25 protein-coding genes and 6 pseudogenes are annotated in these 20,496 nt (G+C 63.8%); 20 read left to right on the forward strand and 11 right to left on the reverse strand.

Going from position 1 to position 20,496, the window contains the following annotated elements; genetic code table 11:
* Positions 1-6: 6 nt before the first annotated feature.
* From E6W36_RS14495 to E6W36_RS14535, 10 genes and pseudogenes are all read right to left on the reverse strand, one after another.
* Positions 7-459 (reverse strand): molybdenum cofactor biosynthesis protein MoaE, encoded by a 453-nt coding sequence (locus tag E6W36_RS14495; protein WP_222873041.1) that lies wholly within the window; start codon positions 457-459, stop codon positions 7-9.
* Positions 456-710 carry a molybdopterin converting factor subunit 1 gene (gene moaD, locus E6W36_RS14500; RefSeq protein ID WP_222873042.1) on the reverse strand — a complete coding sequence of 85 codons (255 nt, stop codon included), beginning with the start codon at positions 708-710 and terminating at the stop codon, positions 456-458. Before moaD ends, E6W36_RS14495 begins: the two co-directional genes overlap by 4 nt.
* On the reverse strand, positions 707-1,192 hold the full coding sequence (locus E6W36_RS14505) for a GNAT family N-acetyltransferase (RefSeq protein ID WP_222874506.1): 486 nt from the start codon (positions 1,190-1,192) through the stop codon (positions 707-709). Before E6W36_RS14505 ends, moaD begins: the two co-directional genes overlap by 4 nt.
* A 1-nt stretch (position 1,193) precedes the next feature.
* Complete coding sequence (pgsA, locus tag E6W36_RS14510; RefSeq protein WP_222873043.1) at positions 1,194-1,754, reverse strand: CDP-diacylglycerol--glycerol-3-phosphate 3-phosphatidyltransferase; 561 nt, start codon at positions 1,752-1,754, stop codon at positions 1,194-1,196.
* Positions 1,755-1,846: 92 nt separating this feature from the next.
* Positions 1,847-2,334 (reverse strand): annotated as a pseudogene (locus E6W36_RS23695) (DUF1275 family protein).
* Positions 2,335-2,474: 140 nt separating this feature from the next.
* Positions 2,475-4,393: pseudogene (uvrC, locus tag E6W36_RS14520) on the reverse strand (excinuclease ABC subunit UvrC).
* Between the two features lie 427 nt (positions 4,394-4,820).
* Positions 4,821-5,228, reverse strand: a complete 408-nt coding sequence (locus E6W36_RS19535) for an SDR family oxidoreductase (protein ID WP_246047772.1) — start codon at positions 5,226-5,228, stop codon at positions 4,821-4,823.
* A 129-nt stretch (positions 5,229-5,357) separates the two neighbouring features.
* Positions 5,358-5,570, reverse strand: a complete 213-nt coding sequence (locus tag E6W36_RS19540; RefSeq protein WP_246047773.1) for an SDR family NAD(P)-dependent oxidoreductase — start codon at positions 5,568-5,570, stop codon at positions 5,358-5,360.
* Positions 5,567-5,824 (reverse strand): hypothetical protein, encoded by a 258-nt coding sequence (locus E6W36_RS14530; protein ID WP_222873044.1) that lies wholly within the window; start codon positions 5,822-5,824, stop codon positions 5,567-5,569. Before E6W36_RS14530 ends, E6W36_RS19540 begins: the two co-directional genes overlap by 4 nt.
* A 35-nt stretch (positions 5,825-5,859) precedes the next feature.
* Entirely contained in the window at positions 5,860-6,396 is a 537-nt protein-coding gene (locus tag E6W36_RS14535) for a hypothetical protein (RefSeq protein ID WP_222873045.1), read from the reverse strand.
* A gap of 138 nt (positions 6,397-6,534) precedes the next feature.
* Here E6W36_RS14535 and E6W36_RS14540 point away from each other — a divergent pair, with 138 nt between their 5' ends.
* The 6 genes and pseudogenes from E6W36_RS14540 (at position 6,535) to E6W36_RS14565 (ending at position 10,559) form a co-directional block, all read left to right on the forward strand.
* Positions 6,535-6,927 (forward strand): hypothetical protein, encoded by a 393-nt coding sequence (locus tag E6W36_RS14540; RefSeq protein ID WP_222873046.1) that lies wholly within the window; start codon positions 6,535-6,537, stop codon positions 6,925-6,927.
* Positions 6,861-7,400, forward strand: coding sequence for a DUF2336 domain-containing protein (locus tag E6W36_RS14545; RefSeq protein WP_222873047.1), 540 nt, complete (start codon positions 6,861-6,863; stop codon positions 7,398-7,400). Before E6W36_RS14540 ends, E6W36_RS14545 begins: the two co-directional genes overlap by 67 nt.
* Positions 7,401-8,155: 755 nt before the next feature.
* Entirely contained in the window at positions 8,156-8,662 is a 507-nt protein-coding gene (locus E6W36_RS14550; protein ID WP_222873048.1) for an energy transducer TonB, read from the forward strand.
* A gap of 190 nt (positions 8,663-8,852) precedes the next feature.
* A pseudogene (locus tag E6W36_RS14555) lies at positions 8,853-9,586 on the forward strand (MotA/TolQ/ExbB proton channel family protein).
* Between the two features lie 39 nt (positions 9,587-9,625).
* Positions 9,626-10,077 (forward strand): annotated as a pseudogene (locus tag E6W36_RS14560) (ExbD/TolR family protein).
* A 56-nt stretch (positions 10,078-10,133) separates the two neighbouring features.
* Positions 10,134-10,559 (forward strand): ExbD/TolR family protein, encoded by a 426-nt coding sequence (locus tag E6W36_RS14565; RefSeq protein WP_222873049.1) that lies wholly within the window; start codon positions 10,134-10,136, stop codon positions 10,557-10,559.
* A 213-nt stretch (positions 10,560-10,772) separates the two neighbouring features.
* Here E6W36_RS14565 and E6W36_RS14570 read toward each other — a convergent pair whose 3' ends face one another.
* Positions 10,773-11,192 (reverse strand): hypothetical protein, encoded by a 420-nt coding sequence (locus tag E6W36_RS14570; RefSeq protein WP_222873050.1) that lies wholly within the window; start codon positions 11,190-11,192, stop codon positions 10,773-10,775.
* 140 nt (positions 11,193-11,332) lie between these two features.
* Between E6W36_RS14570 and E6W36_RS14575 the strand changes: the two genes are divergently transcribed.
* From E6W36_RS14575 to E6W36_RS22335, 14 genes and pseudogenes are all read left to right on the forward strand, one after another.
* Positions 11,333-12,001, forward strand: coding sequence for a tol-pal system YbgF family protein (locus tag E6W36_RS14575; RefSeq protein ID WP_222873051.1), 669 nt, complete (start codon positions 11,333-11,335; stop codon positions 11,999-12,001).
* 306 nt (positions 12,002-12,307) lie between these two features.
* Complete coding sequence (locus E6W36_RS14580) at positions 12,308-13,117, forward strand: flagellin (protein ID WP_222873052.1); 810 nt, start codon at positions 12,308-12,310, stop codon at positions 13,115-13,117.
* A complete protein-coding gene (locus tag E6W36_RS19545; RefSeq protein WP_425459645.1) occupies positions 13,114-13,512 on the forward strand; it encodes a flagellin in 399 nt (132 codons plus the stop codon). Before E6W36_RS14580 ends, E6W36_RS19545 begins: the two co-directional genes overlap by 4 nt.
* A 71-nt stretch (positions 13,513-13,583) precedes the next feature.
* Entirely contained in the window at positions 13,584-14,780 is a 1,197-nt protein-coding gene (locus E6W36_RS20995) for a flagellin (RefSeq protein ID WP_281277356.1), read from the forward strand.
* A gap of 71 nt (positions 14,781-14,851) precedes the next feature.
* Positions 14,852-15,493, forward strand: coding sequence for a flagellin (locus tag E6W36_RS14600; protein WP_222873053.1), 642 nt, complete (start codon positions 14,852-14,854; stop codon positions 15,491-15,493).
* On the forward strand, positions 15,490-15,660 hold the full coding sequence (locus E6W36_RS14605; RefSeq protein ID WP_222873054.1) for a hypothetical protein: 171 nt from the start codon (positions 15,490-15,492) through the stop codon (positions 15,658-15,660). Before E6W36_RS14600 ends, E6W36_RS14605 begins: the two co-directional genes overlap by 4 nt.
* A gap of 113 nt (positions 15,661-15,773) precedes the next feature.
* Entirely contained in the window at positions 15,774-16,043 is a 270-nt protein-coding gene (locus E6W36_RS19555) for a flagellin (protein ID WP_425459743.1), read from the forward strand.
* A 203-nt stretch (positions 16,044-16,246) separates the two neighbouring features.
* Positions 16,247-16,642 (forward strand): flagellar protein FlaG, encoded by a 396-nt coding sequence (locus E6W36_RS21000; protein ID WP_222873055.1) that lies wholly within the window; start codon positions 16,247-16,249, stop codon positions 16,640-16,642.
* 196 nt (positions 16,643-16,838) lie between these two features.
* Entirely contained in the window at positions 16,839-17,747 is a 909-nt protein-coding gene (locus E6W36_RS14620; protein WP_222873056.1) for a flagellin, read from the forward strand.
* A gap of 284 nt (positions 17,748-18,031) precedes the next feature.
* Positions 18,032-19,006 carry a flagellin N-terminal helical domain-containing protein gene (locus E6W36_RS14625; RefSeq protein ID WP_222873057.1) on the forward strand — a complete coding sequence of 325 codons (975 nt, stop codon included), beginning with the start codon at positions 18,032-18,034 and terminating at the stop codon, positions 19,004-19,006.
* A 38-nt stretch (positions 19,007-19,044) separates the two neighbouring features.
* A complete protein-coding gene (locus E6W36_RS14630) occupies positions 19,045-19,317 on the forward strand; it encodes a flagellin (protein WP_425459646.1) in 273 nt (90 codons plus the stop codon).
* 99 nt (positions 19,318-19,416) lie between these two features.
* A pseudogene (flbT, locus tag E6W36_RS14640) lies at positions 19,417-19,841 on the forward strand (flagellar biosynthesis repressor FlbT).
* Positions 19,801-20,205, forward strand: coding sequence for a flagellar biosynthesis regulator FlaF (gene flaF, locus E6W36_RS14645; protein WP_222873060.1), 405 nt, complete (start codon positions 19,801-19,803; stop codon positions 20,203-20,205). The pseudogene flbT and the gene flaF overlap by 41 nt, the downstream one beginning before the upstream one ends.
* Positions 20,206-20,297: 92 nt before the next feature.
* Positions 20,298-20,381: pseudogene (locus E6W36_RS22335) on the forward strand (hypothetical protein); the annotation flags it as partial.
* Positions 20,382-20,496: the final 115 nt, after the last annotated feature.

The following is a 20,496-nucleotide window of genomic DNA, read 5'->3' on the forward strand; positions in this document are numbered from 1 at the left end:
CTATTCCTACTCCCAGCGCTCGGCTGCGGCAACATCCGTGCTGTGCGAGGCGACCCAATGGCGACGGTCCTGGCTTTCCTCAAGCTTCCAGAATGGCGCCTTGGTCTTCAGCCAGTCCATGAGGAACTGCGCGGCCTCGAAGGCCGCCTGTCTGTGCGCGCTGGCAGTCCCGACCAGCACGATCTGATCGCCCGGCGTCAGGCGTCCGTGGCGGTGAAGGATGGTGATCCCCAGCAGCGGCCAGCGCTGCGCAGCGGTCTGTGCAAGCTCCGTCAGTTGCCGCTCCGCCATGCCGGGATAGTGTTCGAGCGTCATCGCCGTCAGGCGCGCGCCATCGTGCATTTCCCGCATCAAACCGGTGAAACCGACCAGGGCACCGGCACCTGCCGCACGCATGCGCAGCGCCGCCATCTCGGCGGCGTAGTCGAAATCCTCCGCCTGGACCCGGACGACAATCATCCGCCGGTCACCGGAGGAAACAGCGCCACTTCGTCGCCGTCCGCAACAGCATGGTCCATGCCGACATGCGCCTGATTGACCGCGACCCGCAGCGCCGATCGGTCGGCCAGCGCCGCCGCATGGCCCGGGCTGCGCGTCGCCAGATGGTCGAGCAGTGCCGCAACGGACGCAACGTCCTCCTGCACCGGCAGGCGCTCTTCGGCGACACCGATGCGCTCGCGGACCCAGGCGAAGTAGAGCAGCACGATCATGTCAGGGACCTGTGCATGACGAAGATGTCGACATAGCCGAGCGTGGCGTGATGGTAAGCATCCGGCACCCGGCCGACGATCTGGAAGCCGATGCTCTGCCAGAGGTGTACGGCGGGTGCGTTGGTCGAGACCACGAAGTTGAACTGGACCGCCCGGAAGCCCTGCGCACGCGCCGTCGCCAGCGAATGCAGGCCCATGGCGCGGGCGACGCCGCGACCGCTGGCCGGTCCGGCCACCATGTAGCCGGCATTGGCGACATGTGCGCCGCCGCCCGGCTGGTTGGGTTTCAGGTAATAGGAACCAACGACCTGGCCGGCGTCTACGGCGACGAACACCTGCCGGTCAGGCGCGCACCAGTTGGCGTGGGCTTCCGCCTCGGTCATGGCGCGCGGCAACGCGAACGTCTCGCCGGCGCGGATCACCGGCTCGAGGATCGCCCAGAGCGCCGGGCGGTCGGCGTCGCTCGCCGGTCGGATCGACAGCTCAGGCAAGGTGCTTAACTCCTGCGCGCAGATAATCCCAGCCGGTGGCAAGCGTCAGCAGGGCGGCAATCCACAGCAGGCTCATGCCGATCTCGAATGCGGGCAGGGCCGGATAGAGCGCCCGTGATGCCCCTGCCAGAATCAGCGCGCCGAGCGCGACCATCTGCGCTGTGGTCTTCCATTTGGCGAGCAGGCTGACCGGCAGCGACACATGCAGTTCCGCCAGCACCTCGCGCAGGCCGGAGACGGCGATCTCGCGCAGCACGATGATCAGTGCGGCGATCACATGCACGCCGGCGATCTCGCGGGTCGCGACCAGCATGACCAGAACAGCGACCACCATCATCTTGTCCGCGATCGGATCGAGAAACTGCCCGAGCTTCGAGACCGTGCCTTGCGCGCGGGCAAGATAGCCATCGAAGAAGTCGGTGATGCCGGCGATGACGAACAGGATGAACGCCAGCAGCGAGCCGAGCCAGCCGTTGTCCCACAGTAGCAGAACCAGCAGTGGGACCGCGGCGATGCGCGACAGGGTGAGCAGGTTGGGCAAATGTGCGGTCATGCAGCCTGATTAGGGAAAGCATGGGGCGGCTCAACTGCCGGCTGGTCATGCAGGCCCGCGAAACGACGGGATGGTGAGGACGCCCAGAGTCATCAGCCCGGCGCTTGCAGCCGCGATCCACAGAGCGTCCAGCCCGACGCGTGCAAACGCAAAGGCGCCAGTATTGCGCCGCACAGCAGACCCAGCCAGAGCAGGAGATACGGCAGCCAGGACCAGCGCTCGCCGCCGGTCAGCGTTGTCGCCAGTCGCTGCCCCAGGCGCACGAGCGTACCGGTCATGTAAGTCAGGCCGATGCTGACTTCGCCATCGCGCAGGAACACGGAATTGACGGCCCCATCGCCAGCGTCATCGCCCCGATGCAGAGCCGCGCCAGCCCGGCATCCCCAGCCAGCGCCGCAACAAGCAGGAGCAGGGTGACCAGGGCCAGCACGGCCGCCTTGCGCCGTGCGCCAGAAAGCTGCGCCGCGAGCGCGCCGGCGGTCGCGCCAAGCACGAACAGCAGGATCAGCGCGCCGGCGGTGGCCGCCACGCCGGCGTTTTGCACTGTCCCTACCGCAAGCCGGGTGGTGTTGCCGCTCATGAAGGACACGAAAAGCCGCCCATCCGGCTGAAGCCGACGGCGTCGATAAAACCCGCCAATGCGGACAGGCAGGCGGCGAGGAGCCAGTATCTCTTGTCGTAACGATGCATGGCCACGGATGCTAAGACAGGCCGCTTACGCTAGCCACCGTGGAAATGGTCGTAAATGGTTTGGGCCAACGCCTGCGACACGCCATCCACTCTGGCGAGGTCGGCGACGCCGGCGCGGGCGACCGCCTTGGCGCTGCCGAAATGCAGCAGCAGCGCCTTCTTGCGCGTCGGGCCGATGCCCGGAACGCTGTCGAGCGGGCTGGCGGTCTGCGCCTTGGCGCGTTTGGCGCGATGGCTGCCGATGGCGAAGCGGTGCGCTTCGTCGCGCAGGCGCTGCAGGTAGAACAGCACGGGGTCGCCCGGCTCCAGGGTGAATTCGCGGCCGTCCGCCAGATGAAACACCTCGCGCCCGGCGTTGCGGTCCGGCCCCTTGGCGACGCCGACAATCGGCACGTCCTCGACGCCCAGCTCTTCCAGAGCCGCGCGCACCGCGCCGACCTGGCCCTTGCCGCCGTCGATCAGCAGCAGGTCCGGCCACTCGCCGGCGTCCGCGCCGTCGTCCCCGGCGTTGCGGAAGCGGCGGCGCAGCATCTCGCCCATCATGGCGAAATCGTCACCAGGCGCATGGTCGCCCGGCTTGAAATTGTAACGGCGATAGGCGGCCTTGCGGAAGCCGTCCGGCCCGGCCACCACCATGACGCCGACGGCGTGGCGGCCCTGGATATGGCTGTTGTCGTAAACCTCGATGCGGTTCAGGTCGGGATCGAGATCGAACAGGCGCGCCACCTGGCCGATCAACCGGCTTTGGCTGGCGGATTCGGCAAGTTTCTGGTCCAGCGCCTCCTGGGCGTTGCGCTGGGCCAGCTCGATCAGCGGGCGGGCGCCACCGCGCTGCGGGGCCTCGACCGCAATGCGCCGCCCGGCCTTCACGCCAAGTGCCTCCGCGATCAGCGCCATGTCTTCCAGCGGACGGTCGAGCAGCACCCGCGGCGCTGGCGGTGCGGCATCGTAGAACTGGCCGAGGAAGGCGCTCAGCACGGCATCGACCGGCTCGGCGCGATCGTGGCGCGGAAAGAAGGCGCGGTTGCCCCAGTTCTGGCCGCCGCGCACAAAAACACCTGGATGCAGGTGACGCCACCGGACTGGGCCGCAGCGATTACATCGGCGTCCTCGGTGCTGCCGGCGTTCAACCCGGTCGATTGCTGGACATAGGTGAGGGCGCGCAGACGATCGCGCAGCACCGCCGCCGCCTCGAAGTCCAGACGCGCTGCGGCATCCTGCATCTGCTCGGCCAGGCGCTTTTGTATTTCGACGCTCTTGCCGGACAGGAACGCCCGCGCTTCCTCAACCAGCGCCGCATAGTCTTCGTCCGCCACCCGGCCGACGCAGGGCGCGGCGCAGCGCTTGATCTGGTGCAGCAGGCAGGGGCGGGTGCGGTTGCTGAAAATTCCGTCCGAGCAGGAGCGGAGCAGGAAGACGCGCTGCAAGGTCTTCAAGGTGCGGTTGACCGCCGTTCCCGAGGCGAACGGCCCATAATAGTCCGCCCCTGGCTTGCGTGCGCCGCGATGCTTGGCGATCTGCGCATAAGCATGGTCCCGGCGCAGCATGATGTACGGGAAGCTTTTGTCGTCGCGCAGCAGCACGTTGTAGGGCGCGCGCGTCTGCTTGATGAGGTTGGCCTCCAGCAGCAGCGCCTCGGCTTCCGTCTGGGTGGTGACGATCAGCATCGAGCGGGTCTGTGCGACCATGCGCTGCAGGCGGTTCGGCAAGCGCGTGACCTGCGTATAGTTGATGACACGCGCCCGCAAATTGCGCGCCTTGCCGACATACAGCACGTCGCCAGCGGAACTGAGCATCCGGTAGACCCCAGGGCGGGTCGGCAGGCCCTCGAGCACTTTGCGGATGACCGCGACGCCCTGGTCGAGGTCTGGAGCATCCGACCCCGCGACGACGTAGGCGGACTGCTCCTCGGAGAGGCGATCGGGAAGGAAAGGCGGCGTGGTGGACATCACTTACTCGAGCCTGACCGGTTGAGGCGGAAAGCATGAGTGCTTGAACCGATGGCGTGAATCAGGCTCTTTGCCATTAACGAGACCATGATTCATGCTTCAGATCGATCCAATTTCAAACGATCAAGGTCTATGTAGCCTCGGGAACCGGGTGCGCCAATGGGGCCGATCGGCAGCCGGCAGCGCACGACCGACTTATCCCCGAACGCTGTGGATAAGTCTGTGCGGGACAGCCCGTCACACTGCTGTAACCCGCAGGCCGCCTTGCTTCGCTGCTTATTGCCTAAAAAGAGCAAATTCACTAATATATTGATTTTATTGACTATTGTTCATGTCAATATAGTGAAGGAAAAATGACACCCAGCCGATGGCAGGGTTTCGCCGAGGCTTTTCCGGCTATTATGTGGCTGTGCACAACTGGCACCGCTCATTCGACGCCGAGTACATCCGGGGTCGCCCAGGCAAGGTGCTGGCCGCCATCCACAGCGATCATTTGGCCGGTTACGCTCGGCGCTTCAAGCAGGTAGCGCACGGCCTGCCATATTTCTTCCGGCGACGCGGCCCGTGCGAGCGGCACGGCGGATGCCTGGCGTGCAAACTGATCCTGGCTCTGATGAATGCTCTGAAACACTGGGCCGGGGCCGACGGCGTTGACGCGAATGGCCGGCGCGAGCGCCTGCGCCAGCGTGCGGGTCAACCACCAGAGCGCCGCTTTCGAGACGCCGTAGGACAGGAAATCCGGCACCGGCTTCCAGACCCGCTGATCCAGCAGGTTGATGACCGCGCCGCTTACCCCTTCAGGCAGTTGCCTGGCGAAAGCCTGCGTCAGCAGCATGGGCCAGGCAATTGGTGCGCATGTGGGGTCCAAAACTTTCCGGACTGACGCTTGCTATATCGTCCCGTTCGAACCGCGACGCATTGTTGATCAACGCCGCGATCGGCCCTGCGACGTCCACTGCGGTCGTCATGATGTTCGGCACGCTGGCCGGATCGCCGAGATCGCCGGCGACAACCCAGGCCTGCGTCCCCGTGCCCGTAGGGCCTGCGCCAGCTCGTCGGCCGCCGCCCGGGACGTGTGCGCGTGGATGACGACCGACCAGCCGTCCCGCGCAAGGCCATCGACGATTGCCCGGCCGATCCGGCGTGCGCCGCCGGTGACGAGCGCCGTGCGGCTCACCGGCAGGGACCGAGCGTGTTGAGCAGCGCGCCATAAGCCTGCGCCGGCTTGAAGGTCTTGGTGGCGTAGTCGCGGACGATGGCAGGCGGCAACTTCGCCGGCAGGGTGCAGGCTAGCTTGTACCAGAGCAGGGTGCGCGGCGCGACGCTTGCCTGTTCGCCGGTCGCTTCGTCGAACACAAGGGTCAGAGCGCCGTCCGGGCGGGCGTCTAGGCTCAAGCGCTGGCGGTCCGCGGAGTCCAGCAGGAACTGCACCCGGTCACCCCAGTCGAAGGCGCCTGCGACGCCGGTTATCGACAGGCTGCGCAGGTACGGCGCTTGCCCATCGCCCAGAACCGCGCGGATTTCAGCCTCGGCCTGCGGCGTGGCACCGATCTGACCATTGCGCTGGACCAGACTGTAAAATCGTCCCGTGTCGGGGAAGGCGAGAGGAAGACGATCACCTGTGCACCCCGCAACGGCGGGGCCTCGGTGCCGCCATCCGCGGGCACCCAATCCACCAAATATTTAACGTCTTGGGGCGTAATGTCGGTCGCCTTGAGGACGGCGGATGCGCGCAGCGTCACCAGGCGACGCACGCCCGGCGGCGGGTTGTCTGCGGCGTCTTCGCCCTTGAGGCGCGCGGACTCGATAATCTGCCCGCGCAGGATAACCGGTGCCTGCTGCGTGAGCTCGACAAGGTCCGCGTAGTGGACCGGCAGGCCGGGCGAGGGTGGGAGAACGAACGGGGTCGGCGGCTCCTTGCTGCATGACGCCAGCAGGAGGGCGGCAAGGCCAAGGGCAAGAGTTTTGAGACCGGGGTTGGTCCGCCGTGTGGCTGCGGCCAATCGCATTGTCGACGCTCCGTAATGACGTATAGTGGAACGGGGCGCACCTTAACCGGTTTATCGCGACGGGCAACCGGAACGCGGGACACGGTGGGCAACTTTGGGCGATGAGGCGCGAGGGTGGACGAAAACGAGGCGATGGCGACTGCCCATCGGGCGCGTTTGCATGCGCTCGTGGGCGACCTGTTCGCGCCGCCGGCTCTGCGCCTGAACGACCGGGAGCGCGCCCTGATGAAAGGCGCGCTGGTGGCGCTCGCGCAAACGGTCATCCATGACGTCAGATCACAGCTCTGTGGGCAGGTTGGCCAGAGCGCAATCGATGCCGCGCATGACGAGGCGCGTGCTTGGACGATCGCCGAAAGTTGCATGGCGCTGCGAACCTTGCCGGTCGCGGAGGTGTTGCGCCTGCGCCTCGATCTGCATGTCCTGGGCCAGGGTCTGGCGGCGACGGTTGCACAATGGGGATGGAGCCGCTGCGCGGCGTCGGGCACCGCCTGCTGCGTGCCGTTGATCCTGCGCGCAGTAAAGTAACGGATGCCTATCGTCTGGCCCTCGTCCGCCGGCTGGATGCCTTCGGCAACCCGGTGCTTGCGCCGGAAGATCTGCCGTCGACGCAGGCGCGCGCGCTCTGCTGGGCTGTGCTTGCGTCCCTCAACGAAGAGGCGCCACGACGCACTCCGCCGATCGAACGCCGGGCGGCGATTCAGTTTGTCGAACGCTGGGCGCGCGCGCAGGATGTGTCGCCCCGCTACGATCGTATTTGCGCGTCCCTGGCGCGCGCGGTCGCCCACGACGACATGACGGCGCTGACAACGGAGCTGCTGGCGGTCGGTGCCGCCGATCTGTGGGTTCATGCTCTGGCTGAGCGGCTCTCCATTCCCGTGCGCGCAATCGGCCGCATGCTGTCGTGCCGCCGGCTTGACCTGTTCGCCGCCTTGCTGCCCCGTGCGAGTATCGACCAGGCCATGGCGCAAAAATCGCCGCTGCAAGCGCGGCGATTCTAGGCGGACCCGAAGATTATTATAACGGCGGAAAGCAGCGTGACGCCGGCGGGATTGACATCGACGCTGTAATTGAAAGCCTCAGCATCGAGCCGGATTATGCGGACGCCAGGCTGGACCTGCACGATATCCCTCATCCGTTTTTCAAGATTTGTGAACAGAGCGATCAGTTTTCAGCATAATTCTCTTCACAGCCGCATAGAGCCTTTCCGACTGAGATTGAGGCACTTGTGCTGAAGTGCCTCAAGCGAAGGCGCTAAGAAAGGCTTTCACTCTTTGAGTAGACCCTTCTTGTCCGTTTTGATTGCCGCGCAAAAGTGATCCAATCAAAAACGGGAAGGGTCTAGCGGATGATATCGGTAACGCAAAACCGCGCGGAAAAGCGGTAATCGGCACGCAAGAGGGAAGCGCACGGCAAAAACTGCTGCGACCAACCTGTTCGATTTACGCACAAACCCGCCGTTTATCGCGCAAAAACACGGTTTGCATGCATTATCCTGTTGCGGCGTTTGCCAAGGGTCGGTAGACGGACGCCACCGTGGAGGTATGCGTTTCAAAAGCAATAAGACGTTCGCATAGCTCTTGCGTTTTCTGTGTTTGGGTTGTTTGATTGTGTCGGACAACTGCCGGCGCAGTGAAATTGTGACGTTGGCGCAACGTTGTGCCAACGATAGGAGGAAGACAGATCGATGTCCTACTTAGACCAGACCAGCAACAGTAAGCGGTCGGTAGCCTTCGGCATCGTCGTCGGTATCCATTTGCTCCTCGGATACGCCTTCGCCACTGGTCTGGCCACCAGCGTGGCGACCAAGGTTCTGAAGGAATTCGAGGTTGTGGAAGTCGTCGAGCCGCCGAAGGTGGAGGAGGAACCACCACCCCGCCGCCCGAGCTGGAGGACCCGCCCCTTCGTGCCGCCGCCCGATCTGCCGATCGAGCTGCCGCCGCCACCGCAACAGACGATCACCACGCAGGCCGAGGTACGCCAGACTGCTCCGATCGCCGCGAACGTGCCGACAGCGCCGAAGGTGGAGGCTCCGGCTGCACCACCGCCGCCGCCTGTCGCCCGTGTGGCGGCCCAAGCCAGCGGACGGAACGCACAGGCGATTTCGCGGGACGATTATCCGCCGGCCTCGGTTCGCGCCGAAGAGACGGGCACCGTCTCCGTGAAGTTCACCATCGGCACCGACGGTAAAATCGTCGCAGGCTCCTGCACGGTCACCAAGAGCAGCGGTTTCGACCGTCTCGATAAAAGACCTGCGAACTGATGGAGCGGCGTTTCCGGTACAAGCCGGCCACAGAAGATGGCAAGCCGGTGCAATCGGTCGCTTCGTCCAGTTTCCGTTGGGAGCTTGACAACTAATTAGCAGAGTTTCGCCCATGGCTGCACACGACGGCCATGGGCGTTTTGTAGAACGAGTGCCGGCACAAGCCGGCGTATGGAGAAGGAAGAACAGAATGGCTGATGTAGCTGCCGCCGCCGGCGAAAACCCCTATGGCCTGATGGCGGCCCTGAAGCAGGGCGGCATCGTCGCCCAGGGCACGTTTGGAATAATGGTCATTATGTCGCTGGGTTCGTGGTTCATCATGATCACGAAGTATCTCGATCAACGTAAGATCATGGCTCAGGGCAAGGAGCTGGAAAAGTTCTGGACCGCGCCGAGCCTGCGCGAAGGCGCGAACCGCCTCGATAAGGACAGCGCATTCCGCCAAATCGTCGAGGATGGTCTGCGCGCCGCCGATCACCATGACGGCAAGCTGACCGACAAGATCGACGCCCACGAGTGGATCACGATGTCGCTCGAGCGCTCGGTCACCGCGATCACCTCGCGCCTGCAGGGCGGTCTCGCGTTCCTCGCCTCGACTGGTTCGACCGCACCGTTCATCGGTCTGTTCGGCACCGTGGTCGGCATCTACCGCGCACTCATCAACATCTCGCTCGCCGGGCAGGCATCGATCGACAAGGTCGCGGGCCCGGTTGGTGAAGCGCTGATCATGACCGCGCTTGGTCTGGCGGTCGCCGTGCCGGCCGTGCTGGGCTACAACGCCCTGACGCGCCGCAACAAGGCGCTGGCTGAAAACTCGGTCATTTCGCGTCTGACGTGCATGCCTACCTGATGTCGGGTGCCCGCATGGCGCAGAAGGCTCCGGCCGCACCGGCCGCCGCCGCTGCAACCGCCGTCAAGAAGTAAGACGCCGCCCGCCCGAGACCTGCAAAGGAGTAACGCATCATGGGTATGAGCGTTGGCGAATCCGACGGCGAGGGTACGATCGGCGAAATCAACACGACGCCGCTGGTCGACGTCATGCTGGTGCTGCTGATCATCTTCCTCATCGCGGTGCCGGTGGCCATTCAGACGGCGCCGATCACCCTGCCGAAGGAGACCAGCATCCCGACCACGACGAAGCCGGAAAACATCAATATTTCCATCGATCGTGACGGGAATTACTACTGGAACGCCGCCAGAATCGACGGCGGCAAGCAGGAACTGCATGAAAGGTGGTCGACACCGTGGTCGCGGCGGTCAAAGGCGGCCGCGACCTGCCGGAAGTCCACATCCGCGCGGACAAGGATACGCCGTACGAGTATGTCGGCGGCGCGCAGTACCAGATCCAGACCGCAGGCATTCCGAAGGTGGCGTTCATCTCCGAACCCGAGCCGGGCTTCGCCGTCACCCGCTAACACGGCCCGTGCCCCGTCGCCACATGGCGTCGGGGCCGGCATGAAAGGACAGACTCATGGGTATGAGTGTCGGCCCCGCAGAGGGCGACGTTCCGCCGGAGATGAACACGACGCCGCTGATCGACGTCATGCTGGTGTTGCTGATCATCTTTCTCATCAACATTCCCGTGCAGACGCACGCGGTGAAACTTGATCTGCCGCAGCAGGCGAACGATCAGCCGGCAGAGCCGCCGAAGCCGCCAGTGATCCATAAGGTCACGATCGACTTCCTGGACAACATCTACTTCGACGGTAACCTGGTCGATCTCAACACCCTGACTGGCTACTTCCAGCGGGCAGCGGCGCAAGACGACCAACCGGAGTTCCACGTCCGGCCAGAAGCCCAGACGCGGTTCGAAACCGTCAACAAGGTTCTGGCATCCGCCCAGCGTAGCGGCGTGACCAAGATCGGCTTCATCGGCAACGAAGTCTACGCCAACTAATTTGGACAGACCGCACTGCTCCGCCCGCCAACGGTTCGCGCCCTTGGCGGGCGTTGCATTTGTAGGCCGCGCGGTTCACATCAGGTTCAGCGTAAATAATCCAGGCGTACGTCGCCTGTACCCGGATGAAACTCGGAAGAAGAAGGAGAGACGTAATGGCGCATCGTTCCCTGTCGACCAGCCTGCGGGCTGCCATGTTGGCCGCAACCATGCTCATGGGCGCGCAGGTCGCAGCCGCCCCGGCTGTCGCGAAAACCGAAGAGAAAGGTAGCGCCGATCAAGCTCGGCAAGGAAGTCTCCAAGATTATCGTCGAGGCGCAGAAACTGCAGAAGGACGGCAAGCTGCCCGAGGCCATCGCCAAGGCCCGCGAGATCGCCGCCATACAGGGTCGGACTCCCACCGAGAGCTTCACCTTTGGCCAACTGCTCTATTCGCTGGCGCAGGCGGCGAATGACCAGGCTGCGCTCAAGGATGCCGTGGAGATTATGTACGGCAGCGGTGGCGCGCCGGACGATCTCAAGCCGAAGCTGATCGAGACCCTGCGCAGCATCGCTTACCAGCAGAAGGACCTGGCGACCGCAACCCGGTGGGGCCAGGAGTTGACCGTGATCGCACCGAATGTACCGGAGCATTACGTCGTCCTCGGCCAGCTTCTGCTGCAGCAGGATAAGGAAAACGAGGCGATGGGCTATTACGAAAGGCGATCGCCGTCACGACGGCCAACGGCGGCAAGGCCGAGGAAGGCCTTTACGGCTCACTGGTCAATGCCGCCGTGCGCGGCGGTGATGCCGCCCGTATCAACAAGACCGCGTGTGATCTTATCCGCGCCTATCCGACCGACAAGAACATCCGCGCCGGCGTGGTCTATTTCCGTGACCGCTCCGGCATGGGCGATCCGCTGGTACTCGCGAGTTATCGCCTGCAATGGCAGGCTAATGCGCTGCAGGGTGCTGCCGACTATCTGGAAATGGCCGACACCGCCTCCAAGCGCACCATGTTCGCCGAAGCGGCCGCAGCAGCGCAGCGTGGTCTCGACAGCGGTGCGATCCAGGGCGGAACTGTGCCGATCGCCCGGGAAATCATCAATACAGCCAAGAAGGGGCAGGTCGAAGACCAGGCAGCGCTGCCAGCGCAGGAAAAGCAGGCGCGCGCCGCTGCGTCCGGCGACCTCGCGGCGGTGATCGGCGAGAGCTACTATAATTACGGCGATTATCAAAAGTCGATCGAACTGCTCAATCTCGCGATCCAGAAAGGTATAACCGGCAAGCTGAAGGCCGTGCCCAACAAGAGTCAGGCGCAGCTTATTCTCGGTACTGCGCAGACCGCGTCCGGCCAACTTGAGGCTGCCAAGGCGACCTTTAGCGACATCTCCGGCGCCAATGAGCAGGCACTGGCGCAGTTGTGGATCGCCTTCATCGACAGCAAGTCCGCCGCCCAATAGCGTCGGCCATTATCTCCTGCCAGCGCCGTCGGGCTTCGGTCCGGCGGCGTTTTTGAGAATCACCCGGCAAATCTTGCCGCACCCGGCAGCTTTGCCGGGTCAGGGCTGCCGAAACATGCCTAGCAAACAGTTAATGTCCGATTGCGGCTGGCGTGCAGCGCATGACCTGCGAGCATCCGCGCGGCCCAAAATGGTATCCGCCGGATTAACCAAAATGGTGGCATGGCACTTGCTCACATTGTTCTGCGGCAAAGTCCGTCGACGAGCATAACGCTCGTTACACCTTTAGAATGAAGGAGCCAAGAAATGGCATTCTCCGTGAACACCAATACCGGTGCATTCGTTGCGCTGCAGAATCTCTCGACCACCAACCGCAGCCTGGCGGAAGTTCAGAACCGCGTGAACACCGGCCTGCGCGTGTCCTCCGCCAAGGACGACAGCGCCAGCTACTCGATCGCGCAAGGTCTGCGCGGCGACGTCGCCGGCCTCTCGGCGGTGCAGACCTCGCTCAATCGCGCCAAGTCGTCGCTGGACGTCGCGGTGCAGGCGGGCGAGTCGATCTCCGACCTGCTGAACCGCGCCCGTGAAATCGCGGTGGCGGCGTCCGACGCCGGCCTGGACACCTCCAGCCGCACGGCGCTGAACAACGACTTCAAGTCGATCGTCAGCCAGATCGGGTCCGTGGTCAGCCAGGCCGAGTTCAACGGCACCAACCTCATCAAGGCCACGCCGGACTCGATTTCAGCGATCACCGCGGTGAAGCAGAACTCGACCGTCGACCGCATCTCGCTGTCGGGCGTCGACCTCAACGCCAACGGCAAGTCGGCCGAGATCAAGACTTCGGCGGCGACCGTCACCCTGGCGAGCGGCAACACGCTGGCGCAGGTTCTGGCCGGCGGCTCCACCGGTGCACTGACCACCGCCAACACCCAGAATGCTGCGTTCGCGCGCGCCACCACCAACACCGCAAACGGTGTCAAGCTGGTCAGCAGCGACACGATCGAGCTGGACCTGAGTGCTGCATCGCCCGCAGCGGTCGGCAACGGCACCAACATTACCCTCACCGTGGGCGGTGCCGCCTTCCAGGTCGCCAATACCGCGACGACGGGCAGGTGACGATCAGCACCTCAAGCCTGGCGGCAACGGGTGCTGCGACCTTTACCTATTCAACCGCAGGTGCAGCCGCCGGCAACAACACCACGCTGTCCGATCTCGACCTGACCGTCGCGACCGACCGTGAGCTGGCGATTGCCGTCGTCGACAACTTCAAGAACAACGTGAATGCGACCCTGTCGACCTTCGGTTCGACCTCGCGTCAGATCGACATTCAACAGCAGTTCGCGACCAAGCTGACCGACTCGATCAACTCGGGCATCGGCAACCTGGTCGATGCCGACCTGGCCAAGGAATCGGCGCGTCTGCAGGCGCTGCAAGTCAAGCAACAGCTCGGCCTGCAAGCCCTGTCGATCGCCAACCAGGCGCCGCAGTCGGTCATCTCGCTGTTCCAGTAAGAACAAATCCCGCCGGGCCAGAAGGCTCGGGAGCAGAACGCTCAATAACCCTTTAGAAACAGGAGGCCAGAATGGCATTTTCCGTGAACACCAATACCGGTGCTTTTGTCGCACTGCAGAACCTCTCGACCACCAACCGCAGCCTGGCGGAAGTGCAGAACCGGGTGAACACCGGCCTGCGCGTGTCCTCCGCCAAGGACGACAGCTCGAGCTACTCGATCGCGCAAGGTCTGCGCGGCGACGTCGCTGGCCTGTCGGCGGTGCAGACCTCGCTCAATCGCGCCAAGTCGTCGCTGGACGTCGCGGTGCAGGCGGGCGAGTCGATCTCCGACCTGCTGAACCGCGCCCGTGAAATCGCGGTGGCGGCGTCCGACAGCGGCCTGGACACCTCCAGCCGCACGGCGCTGAACAACGATTTCAAGTCGATCATCAGTCAGGTCGACTCGGTGGTCAGCCAGGCCGAGTTCAACGGCACCAACCTCATCAAGGCGTCGCCGGACTCGATTTCGGCGATCACCGCGGTGAAGCAGAACTCGACTGTCGACCGCATCTCGCTGTCGGGCGTCGATCTTACGACGGGCGGCAGCAAGGCGACCACCGTCAAGGCGGCGGGTGCGATTACTGTCGCCGCTTCGACCTCGCTTGCCGACCTGGTCGGCGCTGGCGGCGTCGATGGTGCCGCTATCGCCACCGAACTCGACGGGCTGGCCAACGTAACCCTTAACGATGACGGTACGCTGACGGCCGTGACCGGCGCAACTTCCGGTGCTGCGGCTGGCGGTGTCACCTTCACGACCGGCTCGACGACTTTGTCGATCACGGTTGGCGGCAAGCAGTTCGATGCGACCCTGCCGGCAAACGGCGCGGCCAGCACGACCTACAGCAGCCTCAAGCTCAGCGATTTCAAGAGCACCACCGGCACCACGGTCACCACTACGGGTGGCGGCTTCTCGCGCACCATCAAATCGCTGGATCTGACCAAGCAGGTTGATCGCGCATCGGCCGCGGCTGTTGTCGACAACTTCAAGGCGAACGTGAATGCGACCCTGGCGACCTTCGGTTCGACCTCGCGTCAGATCGACATTCAACAGCAGTTCGCGACCAAGCTGACCGACTCGATCAACTCGGGTATCGGCAACCTGGTCGACGCCGACCTGGCCAAGGAATCGGCACGTCTGCAGGCGCTGCAAGTCAAGCAACAGCTCGGCCTGCAAGCTCTGTCGATCGCCAACCAGGCACCGCAGTCGGTCGTCTCGCTGTTCCGGTAATCGCAGACCCAACCGGGCCAGAAGGCTCGGGAGCAGAACGCTCAATAACCCTTTAGAAACAGGAGGCCAGAATGGCATTTTCCGTGAACACCAATACCGGTGCTTTTGTCGCACTGCAAAACCTCTCGACCACCAACCGCAGCCTGGCGGAAGTGCAGAACCGGGTGAACACCGGTCTGCGCGTGTCCTCCGCCAAGGACGACAGCTCGAGCTACTCGATCGCGCAAGGTCTGCGCGGCGACGTCGCCGGCCTCTCGGCGGTGCAGACCTCGCTCAATCGCGCCAAGTCGTCGCTGGACGTCGCGGTGCAGGCGGGCGAGTCGATCTCCGACCTGCTGAACCGCGCCCGTGAAATCGCGGTGGCGGCGTCCGACAGCGGCCTGGACACCTCCAGCCGCACGGCGCTGAACAACGATTTCAAGTCGATCGTCAGCCAGATCGGGTCCGTGGTCAGCCAGGCCGAGTTCAACGGCACCAACCTCATCAAGGCGTCGCCGGACTCGATTTCGGCGATCACTGCGGTGAAGCAGAACTCGACTGTCGACCGAATCTCGCTGTCGGGCGTCGATCTCAACGCCAACGGCACCAAAGCAACGCTCGATGCCGGTGCGGCGACGGCCACTGTCGGCGCGGGCGCTTCGCTCGCGACCACGGTCGCCTCCGGGGCAATGCTGCCAAGGCAGCTTTCGCCCGTGCCACGCTGGAAGGCGTGAGCGGCGTCACGCTGGTCGGCAGCGACACGGTTGAAATCGATCTCGCGACTGTCAACGCCGACGCGAACGGGGCGATCACCCTGTCGGTTGGTGGCGTGACGGACTTCAAGACGGCGAACGCCACGGTCGCCAACAGCGCGAACAGCGGGACCGTTCGCCTGTCCTGAGCTCCTTCACCTCGGCGGCAGGTGGCACGCTCACCTACACCACATCCGGTGCGGCGTCCGGCAACAAGGCTTCGCTCAGCGAGCTGGACCTGACCAATGCGACCGATCGCGATCTGGCTGTCGCTGTCGTCGACAACTTCAAGAACAACGTGAATGCGACCCTGGCGACCTTTGGTTCGACCTCGCGTCAGATCGACATTCAACAGCAGTTCGCGACCAAGCTGACCGACTCGATCAACTCGGGCATCGGCAACCTGGTCGACGCCGACCTGGCCAAGGAATCGGCGCGTCTGCAGGCGCTGCAAGTCAAGCAACAGCTTGGCCTGCAAGCCCTGTCGATCGCCAACCAGGCGCCGCAGTCGGTCGTCTCGCTGTTCCGGTAAGAACGGCTCTAGGGGTTGGGAGGCGGCGCAGAACGCGCCCTCCGAACCCCGGCCGCCACGATGGGACGGCTGGCGCAGAAGGCGCAGACCAACAGCCGGCCGTCGTGGCGACGGCGACCCAGCCGGGCGCAAAGGGTCCGCGAAAGACGGATCCACGCTCTGGCCAGGGTGAAACACAAGGGTGATGACTATGGACAAGATCGATGCACCGCGCATCGTGCCGGTCCAGCCTCTCCCGCCGGCCAATCTGGCTCAGTTCAACCAGTCGCCGGCGCCGGGGGCGCATCGGCCGCTGCGATCACAAGTCAGAGAGACGCCCGTTCCGGCGTTGCCGGGCCAGCGCCATATCAGGCAGGCGGAAGCGACGCGGAACAGCCAAGGGAACGCCTGCGCGCCTTGCTCGGCGAACTGGCGGATTCCTGCCGCAAAACGCCAAACTCTCCATTCGGCTGGATAAAGACGCCAACCGCTTTGTCTACGAGTTCCTCGACCCGAAAACCGGCGAGGTGACCGCGCAGTTTCCGACCGAAGAGGTTCTGAAACTGCTCAAGGCGAACAACCAGCCAGTCTCCGGCGCCGCGCTGGACCGTACCGCCTGACCCGGCAGATGTGACCAGAGCCGCTCGGCAAATGCTGCCGGGCGGTTTTGCCCTGCATAAACGCGGCGAAAGAAAATCATTTCTTTTCAATATTATAAATAGAATCCAGCCCTTGGCATGACTTCTGCACAATAGGTTTTGACGCACACCGGGCTAATTCTGGCCAGCGGCCGTGCGGAAGCAGAAGGACGAGCCCATGTCGGTGCTTTCAGTCAACACCAATGGCGCCGCGCTGAACGCGCTGCAGAACTTGAACCGCACCACCAGCGATCTCAACGAGACGCAGCTGCGCATCAACACCGGCCTGCAGGTGAAGACCGCCAAGGACAACGCCGCCGTGTTCGCGATCGCGCAGAACCTGCGCGCCGACCGGCGCGGGCTGGATGCGGTGAAGAATTCGCTCGACCGGGCGCGTTCGGTGCTGGACATCACCACCGCTGCCGCTGAATCCATTCAGGATGTGCTGATCCAGATCAAGGAGAAGGTGGTCGCGGCATCGGACAAGGGCCTGGATCAACGCAGCCGCGATGCCTTGAAGCAGGACTTCGAGCGTCTGCGCGAGCAGGTTACGCTGATCGGCGGCAACGCCACCTTCAACGGCACCAACCTGATCGACGGCCCGACCGACGCCGCAAACGGCAAGCCGGCGTTCCTGACCGCGCTGGTCAGTCCGGACGCGACCCGGCAGATTTCGGTCACCAGAATCGACCTGTCGCTGGCGCCTTCGGGAACGGTCTTCGACGATCCCGTCGCCCAGGCGGACGGTTCCTACACCGGTGAGTTCGTGCAACTGGCTGTCGACAGCACCTTCACTGATGCCGCAAGCGCCGAGGCTCTGATCCCGCTGGTCGACAGCAGCATCCGCAATCTGAGCCAGGCGCTGACCGTATTCGGCGCGGCGCAGAATTCGGCGGAACAGCAGCGCGCCTTCATCGACAAGCTCGCCGATACGGTCGAGACTGGCATCGGCAATCTGGTCGACGCGGACATCGCCCGTGAGTCCGCTCGCCTGCAGTCGTTGCAGGTCAAGCAACAGCTCAGCACGCAGGCGCTGTCGATCGCCAATCGGCAGCCGCAGTCGATCCTGTCGCTGTTCCAGGGTTAAAGTTTCAGATCACCCGTTATCCACCGCCCTTGTGGATCACCTTGGCCAGCGCTTGCGCTGGCCTTTTGCGCGGGAAGCAGCAGACGCGCGCGCGCCGCGCAAAGCTTGCCGGGTCGCCGCCGCTGGCAGCCCGGCAATTCCTGCCGCGCCAAGGGTAATTTAGAAAATAATCCATATATTACATAGTGTTATTGGAAAAATAAGACTGGCACACACCTTGCTTACGTTAACGATGAGCGCCGAAGGGGCGCAGATTAGTCGTGATGGACAAAACGGAGTAAGCCATGTCAGTGCTTTCCATTAATACCAACGGCGCCGCGCTGAATGCGCTGCAGAATTTGAACCGCACCACCAGTGATCTCAACGAGACGCAGCTGCGCATCAACACCGGCCTGCAAGTGAAGACCGCCAAGGACAACGCCGCCGTGTTCGCGATCGCGCAGAACCTGCGCGCCGACAAGCGCGGGCTGGATGCGGTGAAGAATTCGCTCGACCGGGCGCGTTCGGTGCTGGATGTCACCACCGCTGCCGCAGAATCCATTCAGGACGTGCTGATCCAGATCAAGGAGAAGGTGGTCGCGGCATCGGACAAGGGCCTGGATCAACGCAGCCGCGATGCCCTGAAGCAGGACTTTGAGCGCCTGCGAGAGCAGATTTCGCTGATTGCCTCCAACGCCACCTTCAACGGCACCAATCTGATCGACGGCCCGACCGACGCCGCAAACGGCAAACCGGCGAATCTGGTCGCCCTGGTCAGCCCGGACGCGACCCGGCAGATCTCGGTGCCGCGCCAGGATCTCGGGCTTTACACCCTGAAGCCGACGGCGGCGGCGCTGCCGACAGCCCTGGTCGCGGATACCGGCGCGGTTACCGAAGACAACGCCACCAATACCGTAACCGGCAATGTGTTTACCAACGACACCGCGGCTGCAGGCAATGTGGTTGGCACCATCAACGGCCAAGAGGCCAACGTCAACAACGCGATCCGCACCACCTATGGCTGGCTGCGCGTACAGTCGGACGGCAGCTATACCTACACGCTCGATAACTCGCGGGCTGAGACCCAGGCGCTCGCAGCGCCGGCGACGGTCAACGAGGTGTTTACCTATCAGGCCCAGCGCGCCGACGGCACGCTGTCCGCGGCGACGAACATCACCATCACCATCACCGCTGCGGGTACAGGCGTAGGCGAGGCGGCGCCGGCGACGCCGCAAAGCCCGTTGCCCAGACCTATCCGGCCGGGACCATCATCAAGCTGACGCCGCAGACCACATTCAACGACGCAGAGAGCGCGGAATTGTTGATCGCGGACATCGACGACTCAATCCGCAACGTCAGCCAGGCGCTGACCGTATTCGGCGCGGCGCAGAAGTCAGCCGAGCAGCAGCGCACTTTCATCGACAAGCTGTCGGATACGGTCGAGACCGGCATCGGCAACCTGGTCGATGCGGACATTGCCCGCGAGTCCGCTCGTCTGCAGTCGCTGCAGGTCAAACAGCAGCTCGGCACGCAGGCGCTGTCGATCGCCAACCAGCAGCCGCAGTCGATCCTGTCGCTGTTCCAAGGTTAATCCCAATCCGGTCCAGCCCCGGCGCAGGCGCGTTAATCTTTCGTTTGCCATCGCCGGTTAGGGTTCGACCAGTTTTTATTCGAGCAGAAGGCGCGAACCATGGCGTTGAAAATTTCCCTGAAGCCGGGCGAGAAGTTTGTGGTGAACGGCGCGGTGCTGGTGAACGGCGACCGCCGGAACACCATCGTCATCAGAACAAGGCTTCGATCCTGCGCGAGCGGGACATCATGGCGGAAGCTGACGTGACCACCCCGGTGCGTCACGTCTATTTCCCGATCATGCTGGCCTACCTCGATACCGCAAACGCCAAGGATTATTATCAATCCTTCGTCGAGCGCATGACCGACTTGATGAACGCCATCGAAAATCCGGATGCCCGCTTACTTTGCGTTCAGATTTCGCTCGATATGATGAATCAGGATTACTACCGCGCCCTGACGGGCTGTCGCAAACTCCTGGATTACGAAGCAAAGGTGCTCGGACATGTCCCTGGAAGCCTATCGCCGAGTTCAGCAGACCGCTGAGTCGCCGAGCCAGACCGAATACCGGCTGTTCGCCCAGGTGACCTCGGCGTTGATGCGCGCGCGCGACAGCCAGCTCTCCGGCGCGGCGCTCATGGAGCCGCTCGACTGGAACCGCCGCCTGTGGTCGACGCTTTCAACCGACTGTGGCATGCCGGGGAATTCCCTGCCCAAGGAGCTGCGGGCGCAGATCATCTCGCTGGCCCTGTGGGTGAACCGCTTCACCTCGGACGTCTTTCGCAACCCGGCCGATATCGACGCCCTGATCGACGTCAACAAGGCGATCATGGACGGCCTGGCGTTGCAGGCCAGCCATGCTGCCAGAGCCGCCGCGCAGGCGGTACCGATGCAGGCTGCCGGCGCGTAAACCTCTTCTCTTTTCAAACCCCGTCCTCATTCTATGACGTTAACGGCGCGCCGATCCTGCGCGCGCAACGCATGGAAAGGGCGCAGTACAGCATGGACATCATCCAACCGGCGGAATGGCGCGCGCATTCGGGCGTCTGGTCGGCCTGGCCTTCGCACGAGACGCTCTGGCAGGAGGATCTCGCGCCGGCCCGGGACGAGGTCGCCGCGCTGTTTCGCGCCATCGTCGATATCGATCCGCACACCCGCCAGCCGCGCGGCGGCATATTCTGGTTCATGGGGAAGAAGCACG

It is taken from the genome of Hankyongella ginsenosidimutans, from assembly GCF_005144965.1.
In the GTDB taxonomy this organism is placed as follows: Bacteria; Pseudomonadota; Alphaproteobacteria; order Sphingomonadales; family Sphingomonadaceae; genus Hankyongella; species Hankyongella ginsenosidimutans.

Coding starts and splice junctions, on each gene's coding strand:
- E6W36_RS20995 (WP_281277356.1), top strand. CDS start 13,584: ATGGCATTTTCCGTGAACACCAATACCGGTGCTTTTGTCGCACTGCAG.
- E6W36_RS14600 (WP_222873053.1), top strand. CDS start 14,852: ATGGCATTTTCCGTGAACACCAATACCGGTGCTTTTGTCGCACTGCAA.
- E6W36_RS14545 (WP_222873047.1), top strand. CDS start 6,861: ATGGAGCCGCTGCGCGGCGTCGGGCACCGCCTGCTGCGTGCCGTTGAT.
- E6W36_RS21000 (WP_222873055.1), top strand. CDS start 16,247: ATGCACCGCGCATCGTGCCGGTCCAGCCTCTCCCGCCGGCCAATCTGG.
- E6W36_RS19535 (WP_246047772.1), bottom strand. CDS start 5,228: ATGCTGCTGACGCAGGCTTTCGCCAGGCAACTGCCTGAAGGGGTAAGC.
- moaD (WP_222873042.1), bottom strand. CDS start 710: ATGATCGTGCTGCTCTACTTCGCCTGGGTCCGCGAGCGCATCGGTGTC.
- E6W36_RS14540 (WP_222873046.1), top strand. CDS start 6,535: ATGGCGACTGCCCATCGGGCGCGTTTGCATGCGCTCGTGGGCGACCTG.
- flaF (WP_222873060.1), top strand. CDS start 19,801: ATGTCCCTGGAAGCCTATCGCCGAGTTCAGCAGACCGCTGAGTCGCCG.
- E6W36_RS14580 (WP_222873052.1), top strand. CDS start 12,308: ATGGCATTCTCCGTGAACACCAATACCGGTGCATTCGTTGCGCTGCAG.
- E6W36_RS14625 (WP_222873057.1), top strand. CDS start 18,032: ATGTCAGTGCTTTCCATTAATACCAACGGCGCCGCGCTGAATGCGCTG.
- E6W36_RS14620 (WP_222873056.1), top strand. CDS start 16,839: ATGTCGGTGCTTTCAGTCAACACCAATGGCGCCGCGCTGAACGCGCTG.
- pgsA (WP_222873043.1), bottom strand. CDS start 1,754: ATGACCGCACATTTGCCCAACCTGCTCACCCTGTCGCGCATCGCCGCG.
- E6W36_RS14565 (WP_222873049.1), top strand. CDS start 10,134: ATGGGTATGAGTGTCGGCCCCGCAGAGGGCGACGTTCCGCCGGAGATG.
- E6W36_RS14570 (WP_222873050.1), bottom strand. CDS start 11,192: ATGCTCCGGTACATTCGGTGCGATCACGGTCAACTCCTGGCCCCACCG.
- E6W36_RS14495 (WP_222873041.1), bottom strand. CDS start 459: ATGATTGTCGTCCGGGTCCAGGCGGAGGATTTCGACTACGCCGCCGAG.